Source organism: Campylobacter vulpis (genome assembly GCF_014217995.1).
GTDB classification, from domain to species: Bacteria; Campylobacterota; Campylobacteria; order Campylobacterales; family Campylobacteraceae; genus Campylobacter_D; species Campylobacter_D vulpis.
Genome location: NZ_CP041617.1, coordinates 298,215 through 316,969 on the forward strand (window position 1 = coordinate 298,215; position 18,755 = coordinate 316,969).

General features: G+C 35.0%; 18 protein-coding genes and 10 tRNA genes. 17 read left to right on the forward strand and 11 right to left on the reverse strand.

What is annotated here, in order from left to right:
- The first annotated feature begins 65 nt into the window (after positions 1 to 65).
- The 8 genes from rplI (at position 66) to CVULP_RS01595 (ending at position 8,325) form a co-directional block, all read left to right on the forward strand.
- On the forward strand, positions 66 to 509 hold the full coding sequence (gene rplI / locus CVULP_RS01560; protein ID WP_099461452.1) for a 50S ribosomal protein L9: 444 nt from the start codon (positions 66 to 68) through the stop codon (positions 507 to 509).
- The gene (gene hslV, locus CVULP_RS01565) at positions 509 to 1,054 is read left to right on the forward strand and encodes an ATP-dependent protease subunit HslV (RefSeq protein ID WP_099461453.1); all 546 of its coding nucleotides are present in this window, start codon (positions 509 to 511) and stop codon (positions 1,052 to 1,054) included. The genes rplI and hslV overlap by 1 nt, the downstream gene beginning before the upstream one ends.
- Complete coding sequence (gene hslU, locus CVULP_RS01570; protein ID WP_099461454.1) at positions 1,051 to 2,370, forward strand: ATP-dependent protease ATPase subunit HslU; 1,320 nt, start codon at positions 1,051 to 1,053, stop codon at positions 2,368 to 2,370. The genes hslV and hslU overlap by 4 nt, the downstream gene beginning before the upstream one ends.
- The gene (gene era / locus CVULP_RS01575; protein WP_099507852.1) at positions 2,367 to 3,242 is read left to right on the forward strand and encodes a GTPase Era; all 876 of its coding nucleotides are present in this window, start codon (positions 2,367 to 2,369) and stop codon (positions 3,240 to 3,242) included. The genes hslU and era overlap by 4 nt, the downstream gene beginning before the upstream one ends.
- A complete protein-coding gene (locus CVULP_RS01580; RefSeq protein ID WP_213243717.1) occupies positions 3,232 to 4,332 on the forward strand; it encodes a hypothetical protein in 1,101 nt (366 codons plus the stop codon). Before era ends, CVULP_RS01580 begins: the two co-directional genes overlap by 11 nt.
- Positions 4,325 to 4,879 (forward strand): hypothetical protein, encoded by a 555-nt coding sequence (locus CVULP_RS01585; protein ID WP_213243719.1) that lies wholly within the window; start codon positions 4,325 to 4,327, stop codon positions 4,877 to 4,879. The genes CVULP_RS01580 and CVULP_RS01585 overlap by 8 nt, the downstream gene beginning before the upstream one ends.
- Before the next feature lie 103 nt (positions 4,880 to 4,982).
- Positions 4,983 to 6,530 (forward strand): peptide MFS transporter, encoded by a 1,548-nt coding sequence (locus CVULP_RS01590; RefSeq protein ID WP_099507030.1) that lies wholly within the window; start codon positions 4,983 to 4,985, stop codon positions 6,528 to 6,530.
- A gap of 13 nt (positions 6,531 to 6,543) precedes the next feature.
- Complete coding sequence (locus tag CVULP_RS01595) at positions 6,544 to 8,325, forward strand: aminopeptidase P family protein (protein WP_099507029.1); 1,782 nt, start codon at positions 6,544 to 6,546, stop codon at positions 8,323 to 8,325.
- Here the strand turns inward: CVULP_RS01595 and CVULP_RS01600 are convergent.
- Positions 8,318 to 9,481, reverse strand: a complete 1,164-nt coding sequence (locus CVULP_RS01600) for an MFS transporter (protein ID WP_099507028.1) — start codon at positions 9,479 to 9,481, stop codon at positions 8,318 to 8,320. The two genes, CVULP_RS01595 and CVULP_RS01600, sit on opposite strands and share 8 nt — an antisense overlap.
- A complete protein-coding gene (mltG, locus tag CVULP_RS01605; RefSeq protein ID WP_099461461.1) occupies positions 9,481 to 10,476 on the reverse strand; it encodes an endolytic transglycosylase MltG in 996 nt (331 codons plus the stop codon). The genes CVULP_RS01600 and mltG overlap by 1 nt, the downstream gene beginning before the upstream one ends.
- Between mltG and CVULP_RS01610 the strand changes: the two genes are divergently transcribed.
- The gene (locus tag CVULP_RS01610; RefSeq protein ID WP_099507027.1) at positions 10,391 to 12,946 is read left to right on the forward strand and encodes a YhdP family protein; all 2,556 of its coding nucleotides are present in this window, start codon (positions 10,391 to 10,393) and stop codon (positions 12,944 to 12,946) included. The two genes, mltG and CVULP_RS01610, sit on opposite strands and share 86 nt — an antisense overlap.
- Positions 12,947 to 12,955: 9 nt before the next feature.
- Here the strand turns inward: CVULP_RS01610 and CVULP_RS01615 are convergent.
- The 9 genes from CVULP_RS01615 to folD all read right to left on the reverse strand — a co-directional run bounded on the left by CVULP_RS01615 (position 12,956) and on the right by folD (position 15,358).
- Positions 12,956 to 13,032 (reverse strand) — tRNA-Asp (locus CVULP_RS01615).
- A gap of 15 nt (positions 13,033 to 13,047) precedes the next feature.
- Positions 13,048 to 13,123 (reverse strand) — tRNA-Val (locus tag CVULP_RS01620).
- Between the two features lie 6 nt (positions 13,124 to 13,129).
- Positions 13,130 to 13,205, reverse strand: a tRNA-Arg gene (locus tag CVULP_RS01625).
- A 14-nt stretch (positions 13,206 to 13,219) separates the two neighbouring features.
- Positions 13,220 to 13,295 (reverse strand) — tRNA-Lys (locus tag CVULP_RS01630).
- 5 nt (positions 13,296 to 13,300) lie between these two features.
- Positions 13,301 to 13,377 (reverse strand) — tRNA-Asp (locus CVULP_RS01635).
- A 15-nt stretch (positions 13,378 to 13,392) separates the two neighbouring features.
- A tRNA-Val gene (locus tag CVULP_RS01640) sits at positions 13,393 to 13,468 on the reverse strand.
- A gap of 5 nt (positions 13,469 to 13,473) precedes the next feature.
- A tRNA-Lys gene (locus tag CVULP_RS01645) sits at positions 13,474 to 13,549 on the reverse strand.
- A gap of 115 nt (positions 13,550 to 13,664) precedes the next feature.
- Entirely contained in the window at positions 13,665 to 14,492 is an 828-nt protein-coding gene (gene lepB / locus CVULP_RS01650; protein WP_099461463.1) for a signal peptidase I, read from the reverse strand.
- Between the two features lie 8 nt (positions 14,493 to 14,500).
- The gene (gene folD / locus CVULP_RS01655; RefSeq protein ID WP_099507026.1) at positions 14,501 to 15,358 is read right to left on the reverse strand and encodes a bifunctional methylenetetrahydrofolate dehydrogenase/methenyltetrahydrofolate cyclohydrolase FolD; all 858 of its coding nucleotides are present in this window, start codon (positions 15,356 to 15,358) and stop codon (positions 14,501 to 14,503) included.
- A gap of 149 nt (positions 15,359 to 15,507) precedes the next feature.
- Between folD and CVULP_RS01660 the strand changes: the two genes are divergently transcribed.
- The 8 genes from CVULP_RS01660 to CVULP_RS01695 all read left to right on the forward strand — a co-directional run bounded on the left by CVULP_RS01660 (position 15,508) and on the right by CVULP_RS01695 (position 18,746).
- The gene (locus tag CVULP_RS01660) at positions 15,508 to 16,209 is read left to right on the forward strand and encodes an amino acid ABC transporter permease (protein ID WP_099507025.1); all 702 of its coding nucleotides are present in this window, start codon (positions 15,508 to 15,510) and stop codon (positions 16,207 to 16,209) included.
- A complete protein-coding gene (locus CVULP_RS01665; protein ID WP_099461466.1) occupies positions 16,202 to 16,858 on the forward strand; it encodes an amino acid ABC transporter permease in 657 nt (218 codons plus the stop codon). The genes CVULP_RS01660 and CVULP_RS01665 overlap by 8 nt, the downstream gene beginning before the upstream one ends.
- Position 16,859: 1 nt before the next feature.
- The gene (locus CVULP_RS01670) at positions 16,860 to 17,597 is read left to right on the forward strand and encodes an amino acid ABC transporter ATP-binding protein (RefSeq protein ID WP_099507024.1); all 738 of its coding nucleotides are present in this window, start codon (positions 16,860 to 16,862) and stop codon (positions 17,595 to 17,597) included.
- A gap of 16 nt (positions 17,598 to 17,613) precedes the next feature.
- The gene (locus CVULP_RS01675; protein ID WP_265415684.1) at positions 17,614 to 17,979 is read left to right on the forward strand and encodes a glycosyltransferase family 25 protein; all 366 of its coding nucleotides are present in this window, start codon (positions 17,614 to 17,616) and stop codon (positions 17,977 to 17,979) included.
- Entirely contained in the window at positions 17,930 to 18,382 is a 453-nt protein-coding gene (locus CVULP_RS01680) for a glycosyltransferase family 25 protein (protein ID WP_265415685.1), read from the forward strand. Before CVULP_RS01675 ends, CVULP_RS01680 begins: the two co-directional genes overlap by 50 nt.
- A 67-nt stretch (positions 18,383 to 18,449) precedes the next feature.
- A tRNA-Thr gene (locus CVULP_RS01685) sits at positions 18,450 to 18,525 on the forward strand.
- Between the two features lie 52 nt (positions 18,526 to 18,577).
- Positions 18,578 to 18,662: transfer RNA gene (locus CVULP_RS01690), tRNA-Tyr, on the forward strand.
- 7 nt (positions 18,663 to 18,669) lie between these two features.
- A tRNA-Gly gene (locus tag CVULP_RS01695) sits at positions 18,670 to 18,746 on the forward strand.
- Positions 18,747 to 18,755 lie beyond the last annotated feature (9 nt).

Below are 18,755 nucleotides of genomic sequence, written 5' to 3' on the forward strand. Positions count from 1 at the left end.
AGCTTGTATTTTTAAATTTGTTTATAAATTTGCGTTAGAATTTATTTATTTGTTAAGGAAAGATGATGAAGGTATTACTTATAAAAGATGTTAAAAGTTTAGGTAAGGCAGGGGAAGTTAAAGAAGTCAAGGACGGCTATGGGCAGAATTTTCTCATCGCTAAAGGTTTTGCTAAAGCCGCTACAACAGAAGTTTTAAGAAAATATGAAAGTGATAAGAAAAAAGAAGCGGAAAATTTGCGTTTTGAACTTGCAAATTTAGAAAAGCTTAAAAATGAGCTTTCTAAAATCACGCTTGAAATTTCAAAACCTGTGGGAGCAAATGGGTCCTTATTTGGCGGGGTTACGAAAGAGGATATCGCTCTTGCTTTAAAAGAGCAAAAAAACATAGAGCTAGATAAAAAAAGCCTAGAATGTGAAACGATAAAAACACTTGGAATTCACAACATAAGCGTAAAGCTTGGACACGCTATCCACGCGGAATTTAAGATTGAAGTAAAGGCGGAGTAATGTTTCACGCTACAACGATATTAGCTTATAAGGGTAAAAATAAATCCGTCATCGGCGGCGATGGGCAAGTAAGTCTTGGAAATACCATAATGAAAGGCAATGCCGTCAAAATCCGCAAATTAAACAATGGCAAGGTTTTAGCAGGTTTTGCAGGTAGCACGGCGGACGCCTTTAATCTCTTTGATATGTTTGAAAATTTGCTCCAAAGCTCTAAGGGCGACTTGCTTAAAGCGGCGATTGATTTTTCTAAAGAATGGCGTAAGGATAAGTATTTAAGAAAGCTTGAGGCTATGATGCTCGTGCTTGATAGAAAGCACATTTTTTTACTTTCTGGCACGGGTGATGTGCTTGAGCCTGAGGACAATCAAATCGCAGCCATAGGAAGTGGGGGAAATTACGCACTTTCAGCGGCAAGGGCTTTAAAAAAGCACGCACAAAATTTAGACGAAGAAGAACTTGTCAAATCAAGCTTGCAAATCGCAGGGGAAATTTGCGTTTATACGAACACTAACATTAAAACTTATGTAATCGAGGATGAAAAATGAATTTAACTCCAAAAGAAATTGTTAAATTTTTAGATGATTATGTCATAGGGCAGAAAAAGGCGAAAAAAATCATCGCCATAGCCCTAAGAAACCGCTACCGCAGAATGAAACTTAGTCCCGAACTTCAAGATGACATTATGCCTAAAAATATTTTGATGATAGGCTCAACAGGCGTTGGTAAAACAGAGATTGCGAGGCGTTTGGCTAAGATGATGGGCTTTCCTTTCATAAAAATCGAAGCGAGTAAATATACAGAAGTAGGCTTTGTGGGGCGTGATGTCGAAAGTATGGTAAGAGACTTAGCAAATGCGGCTTTAAATTTAGTCAAAAACGAGCAAAGAGAAAAAAATCAAGATAAAATCGAAGCTTACATCGAGGATAAAATTTTAGAAAAGCTTTTGCCACCTCTTCCTAAAGGCGTGAGTGAGGAAAAACAAGAAGAATATCAAAAAAGCCTTGAAAAAATGCGAACAAAGCTTAAAAATGGCGACTTAGATGAGAGTGTGATTGAGCTTGAAATTTCGCAAAATATGTTCGATACTAATCCTAATCTCCCCCCTGAAATGAGTGCAATGCAAGATATGGTAAAAGTCATAGGCGTGGGCAGTAAAAGAGTGAAAAAAGAGATGAAAATCAAAGACGCTAAAAACACTCTTAAAAGCGAGGCGAGTGATAAAATTTTAGATACAGAAAACATCAAAAGCGAGGCTTTAAGGCGTGTGGAAAATGAGGGGATAATCTTCATCGATGAGATAGATAAAATCGCCGTTTCAAGCGGAAATTCTAACCGCCAAGACCCTAGCAAAGAGGGCGTTCAAAGAGACCTACTTCCCATAGTAGAAGGCTCAAGCGTGCAAACTAAGCTAGGAATTGTAAAAACCGATCATATTCTTTTCATCGCGGCGGGGGCTTTTCATCTTAGTAAGCCAAGTGATTTAATCCCAGAACTTCAAGGGCGTTTTCCTTTAAGAGTGGAGCTTGATAGCCTTGATGATGAGGCTTTATATGCCATTTTAACCCGTCCTAAAAACTCCCTTTTAAAGCAATATGTAGAGCTTTTAAAAACAGAAAATTTAAGCCTAGAATTCGAGGACGAGGCTATAAAGCAAATCGCTAAAATAGCTTCAAGAGCCAATGAAGAAATGCAAGATATAGGCGCTAGAAGACTGCATACGGTGATAGAAAAATTACTTGAGGATTTAAGTTTTGAGGCTGATGAGTATGCGGGTAAAAGCTTCGTTGTGGATAAAAAGATGGTTGAAGAAAAATTAAGCTCTATTGTAGAAAATAAAGATTTAGCGAGGTATATTTTGTGAAAAGCGGCTTCATAAGCCTTATAGGTCGCACAAATGCAGGTAAAAGCACACTGATTAATTCCTTACTTGAGGAAAAAATCGCCCTTGTTTCTCACAAACAAAACGCTACAAGACGCAAAATCAAAGCCATAGTGATGCAAGATGATAATCAACTCATCTTCATCGACACGCCCGGACTTCACGAAAGCAAGGCTTCTTTCAATCAGCTTTTAATCCAAAGTGCGTTAAAGGCTATGAAAGATTGTGATGTGATTGTTTTTGTGGCGAGTGTTTTTGATGAAGTGAGTGATTATGAAAAATTCCTCACTTTAAAGCCGCAAATTCCACACCTTGTCGTGCTAAATAAGGTCGATTTAGCTAAAAATGAAGAAGTGCTTCAAAAATTAAGCGAGTATGCGAAATTTAGCGGAGATTTTCAGGCTATTGTGCCTTATTCTGCTAGGCAAAAAAGCTATAAAAAAGCCCTTTTAGATGCTATTGTGAAATTACTCCCTAAGCACGAGCATTTTTACGACCCTGCCTTTCTTACGCCAAGTAGTCAAAAGGAGCTTTTTAGAGACTTTATTTTGGAAAGTTTGTATGAAAATTTAAGCGAGGAACTGCCTTATTGTAGTGAGGTTTTAGCGCAAAGCGTTAAAGAAAAATCAAATCTTTTCGTTATCCACGCACAAATTATCACCGACACAAATTCTCACAAAGCAATGATAATAGGAAAAGAGGGAGCGACTCTTAGAAGAATAGGGCAAAAAGCAAGAATTAAAATAGAAAATTTAACGCAAAAAAAGGTTCTTTTAAAACTCTTTGTTGTGGTAAAAAAGGCTTGGCAAAAAGATGAAAAATTTGCTAAACAAATGCTAGGTTATGAAGAGTAAAAAGTGTGAATTTATAAGCTTTGACAAGCTTTTTTATGTAAAGAAAAGTGCGTTTTTAGAAAATGATGTGCTGTTTGAAGATGTCATTAAAGAACTGCATTTAAATCACGCTTTTGAGTATCAAATGAGCGTTTTTAAAGAAGGAGAAAACGCTCACATTTTCTTAACGCATATTAAAAATTTAGAGCAAAAGGAAAGTGCTTATCCGCAACCCCTTATTTTTACTGCCTTGTTTCCAAAATTTATCAAAGCGAAAAAATTTTGTGTTGTATTTTTTGAAGAGAATTTTAGTTTTATTAGTTTTTTTGAAAATGGGCGTTTTGTGGGACTTAGGAATTTGCCACAATTTAGCCTAAAAGATTTAAGCTTAAAAAATAAGAAAGAAGAGTTTTTTCAAAACTATGGAATTTTAGAGTTTCTGGGGCAAAATGACTTGATAATAAGCGTTAATGATAAATTTGCTTTTGGTGTATGGCTTAGTCGGTATTATAAACATTTAAGCGTAGAGAGTTTTTTTAAAGAAGATTCGCAAAAAACACTTTGCTCTCTTTGTCATTTTTCTGATGAGACGAATTTTATTAAAAAAAATGAATTGAATTTAAAGCCTTTTATTTTAACTTTATTATTATTTTTATTTTGTTTTTTTGGGACTTTGGGAGTATTGTTTTTAAAGGATTATCCTCAATATGCACAAAATAAAATTGCTCGACAAAATAATGAAAATTTACAAGCGGATTTAAAAAAACTTGATGAAGAAATTGTAATTTTAGAGGGAAAGTTAAAGGATTTAAACCAAACGCACCAAAATAACGCTCTTTTATTAAGACAAAATGAAGAGCTTTTGCAAATTTTAAATACGCATTTTGAACAAAATAAAACAAAAAGTAGCGAACTTTACGAAATTTTTAGCTTTCTTAATCAAAATGGGCTTAGAATTTCTTTTTTAAAGCTAATGAAAGGCAAGATTCAATTCATTTTTAATAGTGAAAATGATTATATAAAAGCTTTGGAAAAGATAGAAAAGCATAATAAGTTTGAAATCATTAATTCAAATTCCAAAGAACTCATTTTGGAATTAAAAAATGAGTAATTTTGTAGCATTTTTGGAAAATTTAAATTTAAGAGAAAAGATACTTTTTGCCCTTTTATTAGGCTTTTTGGGCATATTTTTGGCTTTTAAATTTTATGAGAGTTTTTCTGGGCGATTTTTGGAAGAAATTATAGGCTTAAGCGGTGAGACTTTATTAGAAAAAAAAGTGCAAATCAATCATTTAGAAAATGTCGAAAAAAACTTTAAAATAGAGATTAAAGAACAAAATTTAAGGTTTGAAGATAATCGTCAAAAAATTGCATTTTTTAGTAAAAATTATGGAGATTATTTGGATTTTATAGAATTGTTAAGCAGAAAGCATCATTTATTGATTGACCATTTGCAAAATTCTCACAAAGACGAAAAATTATTGCAAAAATACCTTTTAAATTTGGAATTAAGTGGAGAATTTTCTAAACTTTTATTATTTATCTATGAACTTGAGAATTCAAATTTTGCCTTTAAATTTGAGAGTATAGAATTCCATAATACAAAAGTTTTAAGTTTAAGTCTTCATTTAAATTTAATATTAATAACCTTAAAATAAATATGTAAAATCGTAACAATTTAAAATAATTTCATATAAAATATTACCAAAAGATACAATTTTTTATTATAATCAAAACAATTCACAAAGTAAAGGAACTTTTATGCAGCAAGAAATACAAAAAATTAATAAAGCATTTTTAGGACACCCTAAGCCTTTGTTTGCTTTGTCGGCGACTGAGCTTTGGGAGCGATTTTCTTTTTATGGAATTCGTCCTTTGCTTGTGCTTTTTATGACAGCGACCCTGCTTAGTGGCGGGCTTGGTATGAGTAAGGAGGAGGCTGCGGCTATTGCTGGGATTTTTGGCGGTTGTATCTATTTGGCGGCTTTACCCGGAGGCTGGATAGCGGATAATTATTTGGGGCAAAAAAGAGCTGTTTTTATAGGCTGTGTGGTTATTGCTTTAGGACATTTAAGCATAGGACTTTCCTACTTTAATACGGCTTTATTTTTTGTGGGCTTAGGACTTATCGTCATAGGCACAGGGCTTTTTAAAACTTGCTCTTCGGTTATGGTAGGTATGATGTATGATAAAAAAGATCCTAGACGCGATTCTGGTTTTACTATTTTTTATATGGGGATTAATATCGGCGGTTTTGTGGCTCCTTTGGTAACAGGCTTTTTGCAAACGCAGTATGGTTGGCATTTAGGCTTTGGTGCAGGGGGCATTGGTATGCTTATTGCACTTTTGATTTTTGCTTTTAAGGCTGTGCCTGACTTTAAAGAATTTGATGAAAAAGTCGGTATGGACGAGGCTTGGGATAAAGCGACTAAATATAATAAAAATGCTCCTTATTTTATCGCAGTGTTTTTCATCGCTCTTGTGGGAGTAGTTGTTTTGAGTATGAGTGGAGTGATTAATCTTAATCCTGTCGCCATTGCAAAAAGTATGACTATGGTAATTTTATGGTGTGCGGGTTTTTATTTTCTTTATTTATTTTTTCTTTCATCTTTGACTAAAGATGAAAAGAAAAACCTAATTCTTTTTGTTGTGTTATTTTTTGCGGCGGCTGTGTTTTGGTCAGTTTTTGAGCAGCAATACACAACTTACAATTTTTTTGCCGATAAACTCACTGATAAAATGGTTCTAGGCTATGAAATTCCAACCGTGTGGTTTCAATCTATCAACTCTCTTTTTATCATTTTATTAGCGCCTGTGGTTGGGGGCATTTGGGTCTTTTTGGCGAAAAGAAATTATGAGCTTTCTTCTTTAACTAAATTTTCTTTAGGTTTAATCGGTGCTGGAGTGGGCTTTTTAATTATGGCTTTTGCGGCAGGTAGTATCATTTCAAATAATGGCGGTGTAGAAAATGCTGCAAATGCTGTGGCTAATGGGAATGCAATTTTGGCTTCTCCTTGGTGGATTGTGGCTAGCTTTTTATTTTTAACGCTTGGTGAGCTTTGTCTTTCTCCTGTGGGCTTGTCCATTATGACTAAGATTGCTCCGGGTGCTATTAAATCTCAAGTTATGGGACTTTGGTTTGTAAGTATTTCTGTGGGCAATGTCTTAGCTGGGCTTATAGGTGGGCACGCTAATGAAGACAATTTAGCCACTTTGCCTGATTTATTTTATCAATGTGTATGGATTTTATTTGCTGTGGCTGTGGTGCTTTTAGTTTTTAAAAATTTTGTGAAAAAGTTAGAAAATTGATTTGGAAAAAGTGATGAATATATATGCAAAAAGAGTTGAAAATTTACGCAAGGCAATGCGAGAAAATGGTTTAGATGCTTATCTTGTTGTGAGTGCTGATCCGCATTTGAGTGAATATTTAAGTGAGCGTTATAAGGTAAAGGATTATTTAAGCGGTTTTCAAGGCTCTGTGGGAACTTTGCTTTTTACACAAAAAGAGGCGTATTTGTGGGTTGATGGGCGTTACTGGCTTCAGGCACAAAAACAGCTTGAGGGAAGTGGCGTAATTTTACAAAAACAGGACAAAGAAAACACTTTTCAAAATTGGCTTAAGAAAAATTTAAAAAAAGGTCAAATTTTAGGCAGTGATTTTGCTGTGCTTAATCTTGCTCTTAAGAAAGAGCTAGAGGGATTTTGCACACTTAGACATTGTGATTTAATCGCCCCTCTTTGGGATAATCGCCCCTCTTTACCTAAGGTGCAAATTTATGCACACGAGAAAGAATATTATGCCCTAAGTGCTAGAGAAAAGATTGCCCTTGTGCGTGAAAAAATGCGTGAATTAGGTGCTGAAAATCATCTCATTTCAAGCCTTGATGACATTGCTTATTTGACAAATTTAAGAGGGGGTGATGTGGAGTATAATCCTGTATTTTTAAGCCATTTATTGATAAAACAAGATAATGCTTTGCTTTTTGTCGATGAGGATAAAATTTCTAGCACTTTAAAAGAAGAACTTAAAAGTGAGGGAGTTTTAATTTGCACTTATGAGAGTGTCATTAAAGAGTTGGAGAATTTGGAAAATACGACTTTATTGATTGAACCAGCTAGAATGACAGCCTTACTTGTAGAAGCCTTAAATTCTAGTGTTAAGCTTATAGAGGAGATTAATCCCAGCACATATTTAAAGGCAGTTAAAGATGTAAAGGAGATTTTTCATATAGAAAATGCGATGATAGAAGACGGCGTGGCTTTGTGTCGTTTTTTTGCGTGGCTTGAAGAAGCTTTAGGGCAAAAACAAAAGATTAATGAAGTGGATATTGATACGCACATTACGGAATTTAGAGCTAAAAGTCCTTTTTATGTTAGCAATAGCTTTGCAACAATAGCGGCTTTTAAGGGTAATGGTGCTTTCCCACACTATAAAGCGGAAAAGCAAAGTTGTTTGGATATTGAGGGAGATGGCTTTTTGTTGATTGATTCAGGAGCTCAGTATAAAAATGGCACAACGGACATTACTAGGGTCGTGCCAGTAGGTGCTTTAAGTGAGGAGCAAATTCACGACTATACCTTAGTTTTAAAAGCACATATTGCGATTTCTAGGACGATTTTCCCTAAAGATATTGTTATGCCTTTACTTGATGCCATTACAAGGCAGCCTTTGTGGGAGGAGCAGCTTGATTATATCCACGGCACAGGACACGGAGTAGGCTATTTTCTTAATGTCCATGAGGGTCCGCAAGTGCTTTCTTATTTTGCTCCCGTGCTTGAAAAAACAAGGGCAAAAGAGGGTATGCTTACCTCCATAGAACCGGGGATTTATAAGGCGGAAAAATGGGGTGTAAGACTTGAAAATTTGGTTATTAATACTAGGGTAGAAAATCCTAAAAACTCAGCTTATGGCGAATTTTTATATTTTAAACCTGTTACACTTTGCCCTTTTGAGCTTAGTTGCATTGATGCGAGTTTGCTTGATGAAAAAGAAAAGAAATGGCTTAATGCTTATCATCAAAAAGTAAAAGAAAAGCTTGCCCCACGCCTTCAAGATGAGCCTAAAGCACTTAAATGGTTAGAGATAAGAACGAAAGCTATTTAAAACTTATTTTATCTGCTTTGTAGGCAAGGTAGCCAAAGATATTAACACCTATGCCTACAAAAACTAAAAGCAAAATTCCCCAAGAAAAGGTATGAAAAATATCACGCAATAAACCTATTATCCAAGGTGCTTGTGCGGCGATTAAATATCCACAACCTTGAGCAAAAGCCGAAAGCTTAGTAGCTATTTTAGCATTTTGGCTTTTTTGTGCGATGAAAAGCAAGGCTATGCCAAAAACCCCACCCCAAGGAATTCCCATAATAAAGGCACTTAAAAGCACCATAAAAGCATTATCAAAAACATAAAGTATAAAAAGAGCTACTACATACAAAGCACATAAACTTGCAATGTAGAGCGTGTGAAATCTAAGTGGAAGTTTTCCTAAAAGTAGGGGTCCAAAAAGTGAAACGGGTAAAGCTACGAGTTGAGCGAGTAAAACGGCATTTGTGGCGAAATTTTTATCAAAACCTTTTTCTGTGATGAAAAGCACATACCAAAAAAATAAAGCATAAGCTATGAAGCTTTGTAGTCCCATAAAAAGCGTGATTTTCCAAGCGGTTTTGTGGGTGTGGAGTTTGATTTTAAGAGAGGTTTTGCTTTTTTTGCGTTTGATTCTGCCATTTTTCATTTGTGGATAATAGGCAAAAAGAGCAATCATAGCAAAAATAAGCCAAAAAGCCATAGCTTCAGGCACTTCAAAAAATTTTAAAAGCGGACTTGCAAGGGCTATACCAGAAATGGAAGAAATACTTAAAACAAGGCTATAAATTCCCATTAATGAAGAAATGTGATTGGGAAATTTTTCTTTAATGAAACTAGGGAGCAAAACATTAGCAAAGGCTATGCCACAACCAAGCAAAAACATACCGCTAAAAAGTCCTAAAAGTCCAAAATAAGAGCGGATTAACTCGCCTATGATGATTAAAAGTAAAGCCCCTATAATCGCCCTTAGTGGTGAAAAATATCCCACAATAAAAGAAATGGTTCCAAAGGCTACAAGAGGCAGAGCCGTTAAAATACCAGCAAGGGTAGAATTAAGCGTGTAAAAATTTGCGATAATGTCAATCACGGGTCCTATTGAAGTGATAGGAGAGCGAAGGTTAAAGGCTATAATGATGACGATGAAAAGATTGAGCCAAAAAATCTTTTTTTGCATTATCTTTGTGCTTTGATGACTTTATTGTGGTCGTTTAAATTTGTTGTAAAGATGTGTTTTTTTGTTTTTTTATCACGCATGAAATATAAATAATTTGTTTTTTGTGGAAAAATAGCCGCACGAATCGCCGCTAAGGAGACATTGCATACGGCTTCTTTAGGCAAACCTTCGAATTTGTAGGTATTATAAGGGCTATTATCCTCTCTTATTCTTTGAGGTGTGATTTTAGTGTGAGAATAAATGCCATAATTTAAAGTCCCGTCCATTTGCAGTTTCATACCCATTTTAAGTCTATTATAGATCACACTTGCAACCACAGGCATTTCCTCCTCGCTTGCTGCTTCTTTTTGAATGACAGAAGCTGTGATGATGTATTGATGCCATTTTTTAGGATTGTATTCACCAAAAATTTTTTCTGCTGTTTTTTTGTGCTGGTTGTGTGCGTAAGAAAGAAGAATTTGTATCAATAAATCCTCCGTAATACCTTTTGGAATTTTGTAAGTTTCAGGGTAGAAAACGCCCTCTTCATAGGGGGCTTGTTTTTTAAATTCGGCTAAAAGCTTTTCTTTATTTAAACCTAGTTTTTGTGCAGCAAATTCTAAAAAAACTACACTAGTTTCACCTGGGATTAAAGTGAGTGTTTGCAAAGCTGCTTTTGAAATGGTAAGTTTGTGTAAAAATTCGGCTCTATTTAGAGGCTTTGTGCCGATGTTAATCCAACCCGATTGCGGATGTCCTAGTAAAAAGAGGATATATTTATCAACCGCACTTAATTCATAATGATTTTGTTTTAAATGTGTTATAATTTGTCCCACTGAGCCTTTGGGGATATAAACGACAGAATTGCTAGGTAAAGGTTGAGTAAGATAAAAGCAAAGCCCTAGCATAAAAATTAAAAAGAAGTTGCGTATGAAAAAGACGATTTTATATTTCATATTAGGGATTTTAGGATTAATATTTATCGCATTTTTAGTGCTTAAAAACGGAATTTCCATCTCAAGTATCCAATTTGATTTTTTAAAATTGGAGCAATTATATATAAAAATGGATAAAAAATTAATAGTGAGAGCAAAAAATATTATCATTAACAAAAATAATCTTTCTACAAATTCTAATAAAAATAGCCAAAATTTTGCTTCCAAAGAACTTTTAAAAATTACGAAAAACTTGAAGTATCTTTATGCTTTTGTTGAAGAGATAAATGTAGAAAATCTCGTTTTTGACAAGCATAAAGTGCAAATTTATTTTGATGGTAAAGAATTTTTTGTCGATGGAGATTTATTTTTTTTAAAACTTGATTTAAAGCGTGAAAAAGATGAACTTAAGGCACAAATTCAAAAGCTTTTTGTAAAAGAATATGGTATGGATATAATGGGTGATTTAAATATTAATACAAAAAGCGAATTTTATCATTTAAAAGCGAGAGCAAATTCTTCTTTTCTAGATTTTAATACCACATTATCTTTTAAAGATGGACAGCTCTCTTATAAAATCGAAGATATGAATCTTAAAAATATCGATCTTTTATCAGGGCATATAAAAAGGCAAGCTCAACTTCCAAGGGAACTTGAATTATGGCTTTTTGAGAGGGTTAAGGCGGAATTTTATCATTTGGATTTTTTGGAGGGTTTTGCTGATTTTTCCAAAGGGAAGTATTATTTAGATGAACTTAAGGCACAGGGCTTTGCGAAAAATGTATTGGTGCGTTTAGATGAGAAAATGACACCTATTATAATCCCCAATCTTGCCATAAATTTTTCTAAACAAAAGCTTGATTTTGATTTTGCAAAAGCAAGTTATAATGGAGCAAATTTAAGTGGAAGTAAGGTCTATTTGTATGATTTGCTAGATTCTAAAAAAGCGGGAATTTACCTTTTGATTAAAAGTGGGGCGGTTGTTTTTGATGAAAAGTTAGCTAATGCCTTGAAAAACTATGATTTTTCTTTACCTTTTTATCAAAAAAGTGGCAAAACAAGCGGAAGTATAGAATTAAAAATAGGCTTTAATGAAAATGTAAAAACTTTTTATAAGGGCGATTTGATTCTAAATAATGCCACGCTCTCTTTGGCAAATTTTAACATCAATTCCGCCTCAGTGCAATTTAATAATGGTCAATTAAGTATCAATGCAAATGGAGTTAATAATAATTTTTTAAGTGCAAATTTAAAGGCAAATGTCAATTTAGAGCAAAAAAATGGCGTGTTTGACACAGAGCTTTTAAGGCTTTATTATGATGATTATTTTGATATGAGAAATCAAAATGTGAGATTTAATTTAGACTATAAAGAGGCAGTAAGACTTGATATCCCCGCGTGGAATGCAAATTTAAATTTCAACGAAGGCTTAGAACTAACTTTAGAAAATTTACAAATTTTTATGCCTTATTTGAGTGTGGCAAAAAGTTTAGGATTAAGAGATATTAAGCGTTTGCATTATAAGAGTAGTAATTTTAATGATTTTAATGTAAGCATTGATGAGGCGAGTTTTGAAAGGCGTTTTTTAATTAATGCAAAAGTTCCTTATACTATCGATAGTTTCGAAATTCAAAGCTTGGGTGGAAATTTAACACTGCGTTCAAAAAGTGATTTGATGAGTGGAACTTTCACGCCAAATTTAAAAGAATTGCATTTCAAAAATCTTACCTATCTCTACGAGAAAGGAGAAAGTGAAAAAAGCTTTGCCTTGGAGACAAATCCACATCACATCAAAATAGGTGGAGCAAATGTAGGTATTATTCTTTTAGATATGAATAAAACTTTAGCGTTTGAACGCTTGGAAGCCTCTTTAAATAAAGCTGTTTTAAATGCTAATGCAAGCAGTGGTAAAACACAGATTATATTTCATAAATCCCCAGAAAGATTAAGCCTTATAGCAAATGATATGAGTGATGAATTTTTAAATACTTTTTTGCAAAAAAATGCTTTTAAAGAAGGTGTTTTTAGTGTCAAGGTTGAGGGAAGTGGTGATGAGTTTTTTGAGGGAGAATTTGGGGTTAAAAATACTTATGTTAAGAATTTAAAAGGGATAAATCAACTTGTTTCTTTTATAGATACTGTGCCTTCCTTAGTGATGTTTAGAACGCCAACTTTCAATCAAAAGGGTTTGCATATACAAAATGGTAAAGTGTTATTTAATCGCAAAAAAGACTTACTTAGCTTTACCGCAATTAATCTTAATGGTGATAGTGTGGATTTATTTGGCTTAGGAAGTGCAAATTTAAGGCTTAATAGCTTGGATTTAAATTTGGAACTTAAGACTTTAAAATCGGCTTCTGATACTATTTCTAAAGTGCCGATTTTAAATTATGTGATTTTGGGGAAAAATCAAGAAATTAGCACAAATATCAAGGTTAATGGCTCACTTGATGACCCTAAATTTCAAACTCAAATTCTAGTCGATACGCTCAAAACACCTTTCAATCTTATAAAAAATGTTATACAGCTCCCTGCAAATTTGTTTAATTAAACTTAAGTATGGCGCAGCGGACGGGACTCGAACCCGCGACCTCCGCCGTGACAGGGCGGCATTCTAACCAGCTGAACTACCGCTGCACCTAAAAGAAGTAATGGTGGTCGCTATAAGACTCGAACTTATGACATCCACCTTGTAAGGGTGGCGCTCTACCAACTGAGCTAAGCGACCAAATTTTGGCGACCCTTAGAGGATTCGAACCTCTGTTTCCACACAGAGAGAGTGTTGTCCTGGGCCACTAGACGAAAGGGTCAAACCCTAAAAAAGTGGTGTCCCCTGTTGGATTCGAACCAACGGCCCCCTCCTTAAAAGGGAGATGCTCTACCGGCTGAGCTAAGGAGACATAAGTGGCGCAGCGGACGGGACTCGAACCCGCGACCTCCGCCGTGACAGGGCGGCATTCTAACCAGCTGAACTACCGCTGCACCTAAAAGAAGTAATGGTGGTCGCTATAAGACTCGAACTTATGACATCCACCTTGTAAGGGTGGCGCTCTACCAACTGAGCTAAGCGACCCAAAATGGTGTCCCCTGTTGGATTCGAACCAACGGCCCCCTCCTTAAAAGGGAGATGCTCTACCGGCTGAGCTAAGGAGACAAATAAAAAATGTGATTATGCCAAAAAGTGCTTTAATTTGTCAAGTATTTTTTATTTTTTCATTAGTTTTTTAAGCGTTGAGTGTAAAAGGGAGTAAATATTGATTACTCCTTGATTAGCTTAAATTATCTTCACTATCGTCATCTTTGATGAATTTTTCTTCATTTTCTAGACTATCTACGAATCGACCTATCCTCTCCCAGCGTATATTATAGTCTTTATCAAAGGACATATAGACAAACCAAGGCTGTCCTACGATGAGTCTATAAGGAACAGAACCCCAAAAGCGACTATCTGAAGAAAAATCTCTATTATCTCCCATCATAAAATATTCATTTTCTGGCACATCAAAAACATAAGCATTTCCAAGTTCTTTAAGATTAATTTTCGTCATAGCAAACTGCCCTAAAAGAGCATATTTTTCGATGAGCTTGTCCATATCAACTCGTTCTTCATAGTGAATTCCCTTTTGCTTATAAGGCTCTTTCACAAAAAGTCTTTCGCCAAGTTTTATAAGGTCGTCTTTAGAATAATTTTTTCGCATAAAATCCTCCCCCTCACTCATACTTACATAAAGTGTTTTATTTGCATAAATGACTCTATCATTACCCTTAGCCACACAGCGTTTAACAAAATGAATTTTTTCATCGTGAGGGTATCTAAAAACAACTATATCCCCCCTTTTAGGACCCTCTGCGCTAATTAAATGTCCATCATCATCAAAGTCTGGTAAAATAGGAATTTCAAGCCAAGGAATATGTGGAGTAGGAATTCCATAGCTAAATTTTTTCACAAAAAGCATTTCTCCAACTAAAAGGCTGTTTTTCATAGAACCACTAGGGATAATAAAGGCTTGCACGAAAAAGAAAATCACAAGCAAGACAAAAATAATTGTCCCCGTCCAAGAATTAAAAAAAGTATAAAATTTTTTGAGAAAATTCATAATGATCCTTAAATTTGAGGATTTGAAAGTCTATTTTTGGCGGATTTGATAGTATTTTCAAGCAGCATTGCTATTGTCATAGGTCCTACACCGCCTGGAACAGGACTTATAAAGCTTGCTTTTTTAGAAACTTTGTCAAAATCGACATCGCCAACTAGCCGATTATCAATGCGGTTAATCCCCACATCGACTATAATTGCCCCATCTTTTACCATATCTTCTTTAAGCAAATTGATACAACCTGCGGCAACTATGATTAAATCCGCTTTTTTTGTGTAAAGGCTTAAATCTTTTGTTTTGATATGACAAATGCTTACACTCGCTCCTGCATTTAAAAGCATTGTTGCCATAGGACGACCGACTATATTTGAAGCACCGATAACAACAGCATCTAAGCCTTCAAGATCTATTTTGTAGGCTTTTAAAAGTTTCATTACCCCTAAAGGTGTGCAGGGTAAAAAGCCACTTTCTATGCCTAAATTTAAATAGCCCACATTGATAGGATGAAAGCCATCGACATCTTTAGAGCTTAAGACACTTTCTAAAATGACATTTTTATTAATATGCTGTGGTAGGGGGAGCTGGACTAAAATTCCATGCACACTATCATCATAATTGAGAGTATTAATGAGGGCTAAAAGTTCATTTTGTGTGGTGTTAAAATCTAATTTATAAACTAAAGATTTAATCTCACACACTTCACATGCTTTTGCTTTAGCATTGACATAGCTTTGACTTGCCGCATCATCGCCGACTAAAATGACCGCTAAGCAAGGCTCAACGCCCTTAGTTTTCAGTGTCAAACTCATATTTTTAAGCTCTTCTTTAATCTTAAGACTTAAAGCCTTGCCATCAAGCAAAATCATCTTTATCCTTATACCTTGATAATATTTTGCGAGATTATAATGCAAAATAGCAAATTTAAAGCAAATTAAACTTTTTCATAAGAAAATGGCAACTAATTTTTGTTAAAATCCAAAACTCAAAATAATTGTAGAATTTGCTTAGGAAAGAGATGGATTTTCATTTTATACTGACACATATTCCAGCTTTTGTAGAAGCGGCTTGGCTGACCTTAAAACTTAGTTTTTGGGGTGTGATATTTTCTTTATTAATAGGCTTTTTTTGCGTTTTAATGCACTTTTTTAAGCTCAAGTTTATGGGAAATTTATGCCAAATTTACATAGAATTTTCGCGTAATACCCCTCTTTTAATCCAACTTTTCTTTTTGTATTATGCTTTACCAAAATTAGGACTTCATCTTGAAAATATCTTTCCTTTAAATTTATTGTGTCTTAGTGTAGATGAGAGTTTAAGACCTGCTTTTGCTTGTGCGATTGTGGGACTTAGTTTTTTGGGGGGTGCCTATATGGCAGAAGCCTTAAGGGCAGGTTTTGAGTCTGTTAAAAAACAGCAATTTGAGGCAGGACTTAGCCTTGGTTTTACTGCTTTTGGAAATTTGCGTTATGTGATTTTGCCTCAAGCTTTGGCGGTAGCGATGAGCGGAATCAGTGCTAATATCATTTTTCTCATTAAAGAAACTTCGGTCGTTAGCATTATTGCTTTACCTGATTTAGTTACATTGATGAAGAGTTTAAATTCTCTTACTTACAAAACGGACGAGCTTTTGTTTATGCTATTTATGGGCTATTTGTGTATTATTTTACCGCTTTCTTTAATGCTTTCTTGGCTGGAAAAAAGGTTAAGATATGCTTGAAATTTTAAATGTAAATAGCCTTACTAGACTTGGCGAGGGGCTTTTCATCACGCTTGAAATTTCTTTTGTGAGCATTGTTATCACTTCTTTTGGTGGGCTTTTGCTTGGGATTTTGATGAGTCTTAAGAATTCTTACATTTATGCAATTTGTCGTTTTGGCTTGGAATTTGTGCGTGTGATGCCTCTTTTGGTGTGGCTTTTTATCGTGTATTTTGGTTTTTCAAGGTGGCTTGGGTTTGATTTAAGCAGCGTAGCAGCGTCTATTATCGTCTTTAGCATTTGGGGAAGCTTAGAGATGATGGATTTAGTGAGAAGTTCCCTACAAAGTATAGCTAAACATCAATACGAGTCCGCCGCCGCACTAGGCTTAAATTCCTTGCAAACTTATGCTTACATCATCATTCCGCAAGCTTTAAGAAGACTAACTCCGCTTAGTATGAATTTACTCACGCGTATGATAAAAAGCACGACTTTTGCCTATCTAATCGGTGCTGTGGAGCTTGTCAAAGTAGGGCAGCAAATCATAGAATTTCACAATCAAAACGACTTTGCGCCTTTTATTATTTATGGTTTGATTTTTATGCTTTATTTTATCATTTGCTATCCTGTGTCCTTGTATGCTAGGAATTTGGAGAAAAAGTGGGGTTAAAATGACTTTGTTGAAAATAGAAAATTTAGTGAAATTTTATGGCACACATAAGGCTTTAAATGGTATCAATTTAGAAGTAAAACAAAAGGAAGTTGTGGTGATTTTAGGACCTAGTGGCTGTGGGAAATCCACACTTTTAAGGTGCATTAATGGGCTTGAAGAGATTGCCTCTGGAGCGATTTATATCGATGGAGAGAAAATTACTAAAGATTATAAACACTGGACTAAAATGCGACAAAAAGTGGGAATGGTATTTCAATCTTACGAGCTTTTTGAGCATTTAAGCGTGGAAGATAATATCCTTTTAGGACCTTTAAAAGTGCAAAAAAGAGCTAAAGATGAGGTTTTAAACGAGGCTAAGATTTGGCTTGAAAAAGTTGGACTTTTGCATAAAATAGATGCCTATCCTAGAGAGCTTAGTGGGGGACAAAAGCAACGCATAGCCATAGTAAGAAGCCTTTGTATGAATCCTATGCTAATGCTTTTTGATGAGGTTACTGCCGCGCTTGACCCTGAAATCGTAAGGGAGGTTTTAGAAGTGATACTAAATTTAGCAAAAGAGGGTATGACTATGCTTATCGTTACTCACGAAATGGGCTTTGCTAAAGCTGTGGCGGATAGAATTATTTTTATGGATAATGGCGAGATAGTCGAAATTTCAAAACCTGAAGAATTCTTTCAAAATCCAAAAACCCAGAGAGCGAAGAAATTTTTAAATCTTTTTGATTTTCATCAATGATTTTGTAAGGGAAAGTATGAAAATTTTTATTATCAATTTAAAAAGAAGTTTGATGCGTAAAAAGCTTATGCAAGAACAAATAGAAAGATTTTTTGAAAATTATCCAAATTTAAAAGATGAGATAAGCTTTGAATTTCTTGAAGCCATAGATGCGAAAATAAAAGAAGATATGGAAAAATTTGCTTCTTATTTTCCTAAATTTCGTTCTCTTGCTTTTTGCGGTAGGGGAGGGGGTTGCGGTATTTTAGATACTGAGCTTGCTTGCTTTGCGAGCCATCTTAGCCTATGGCAAAAATGTGTAGAACTTAACGAAGCGGTTTTGATTTTAGAAGATGATTTTTATTTTGAAGGGGGGGGGGGGGGACTTCGCCGAATTTCTTAATTTTTTAAAAGAAATTCCTTATGAATTTGTAAAGGTTAAATTTAAAGATAATGGCTATAAACACATCGAGGGCAAGTTGTATCTTTGTAGTAAAATGTTTTCTTTTGGAGCCTTTGCCTATTATATCAAGCCTAGTGCCGCATTAAAATGGCTTGAGAATTTAAAAAAGATGTATTATCCTGTCGATTTTTATACAGATATGTTTTATATCCACAAGGTTATGAGTTATATTTGGGTCGATGAGAACTTTAGTCTTAAAATTCCAGAAAACGAGCAAAGCGTCATCGGTTCTCAAGTTAAAAGTCGATTTTTCTTTATAACTAAATTAGTGCGACCTTTTTGGAAGCTTTATTGGCATTTGCGTTTTTATGCTTTTTGCTTGGTAAAATTGTTAAAATCATAAAATTTAAGATTGCTTTTTCAGTTCTTGACAAAAATTTTTTTTTAAGGTAGAATTGCAATTTTTATTTGCTGGTTTAGCTCAGTTGGTAGAGCAGCTGCCTTGTAAGCAGCAGGTCGGGGGTTCAAGTCCCTTAACCAGCTCCATTGAATTTTAGCAGTGTTTGACCAGATATCGCTTTTTGGCGTTATTTTTTAAGGTGAGTTACTCAAGTGGCCAACGAGGGCAGACTGTAAATCTGCTGGCTTTGCCTTCCGTGGTTCGAATCCACGACTCACCACCATAGCTTTGCGGGAGTAGCTCAGTTGGCTAGAGCATCAGCCTTCCAAGCTGAGGGTCGCGGGTTCGAGTCCCGTTTCCCGCTCCAAAGTTTGAC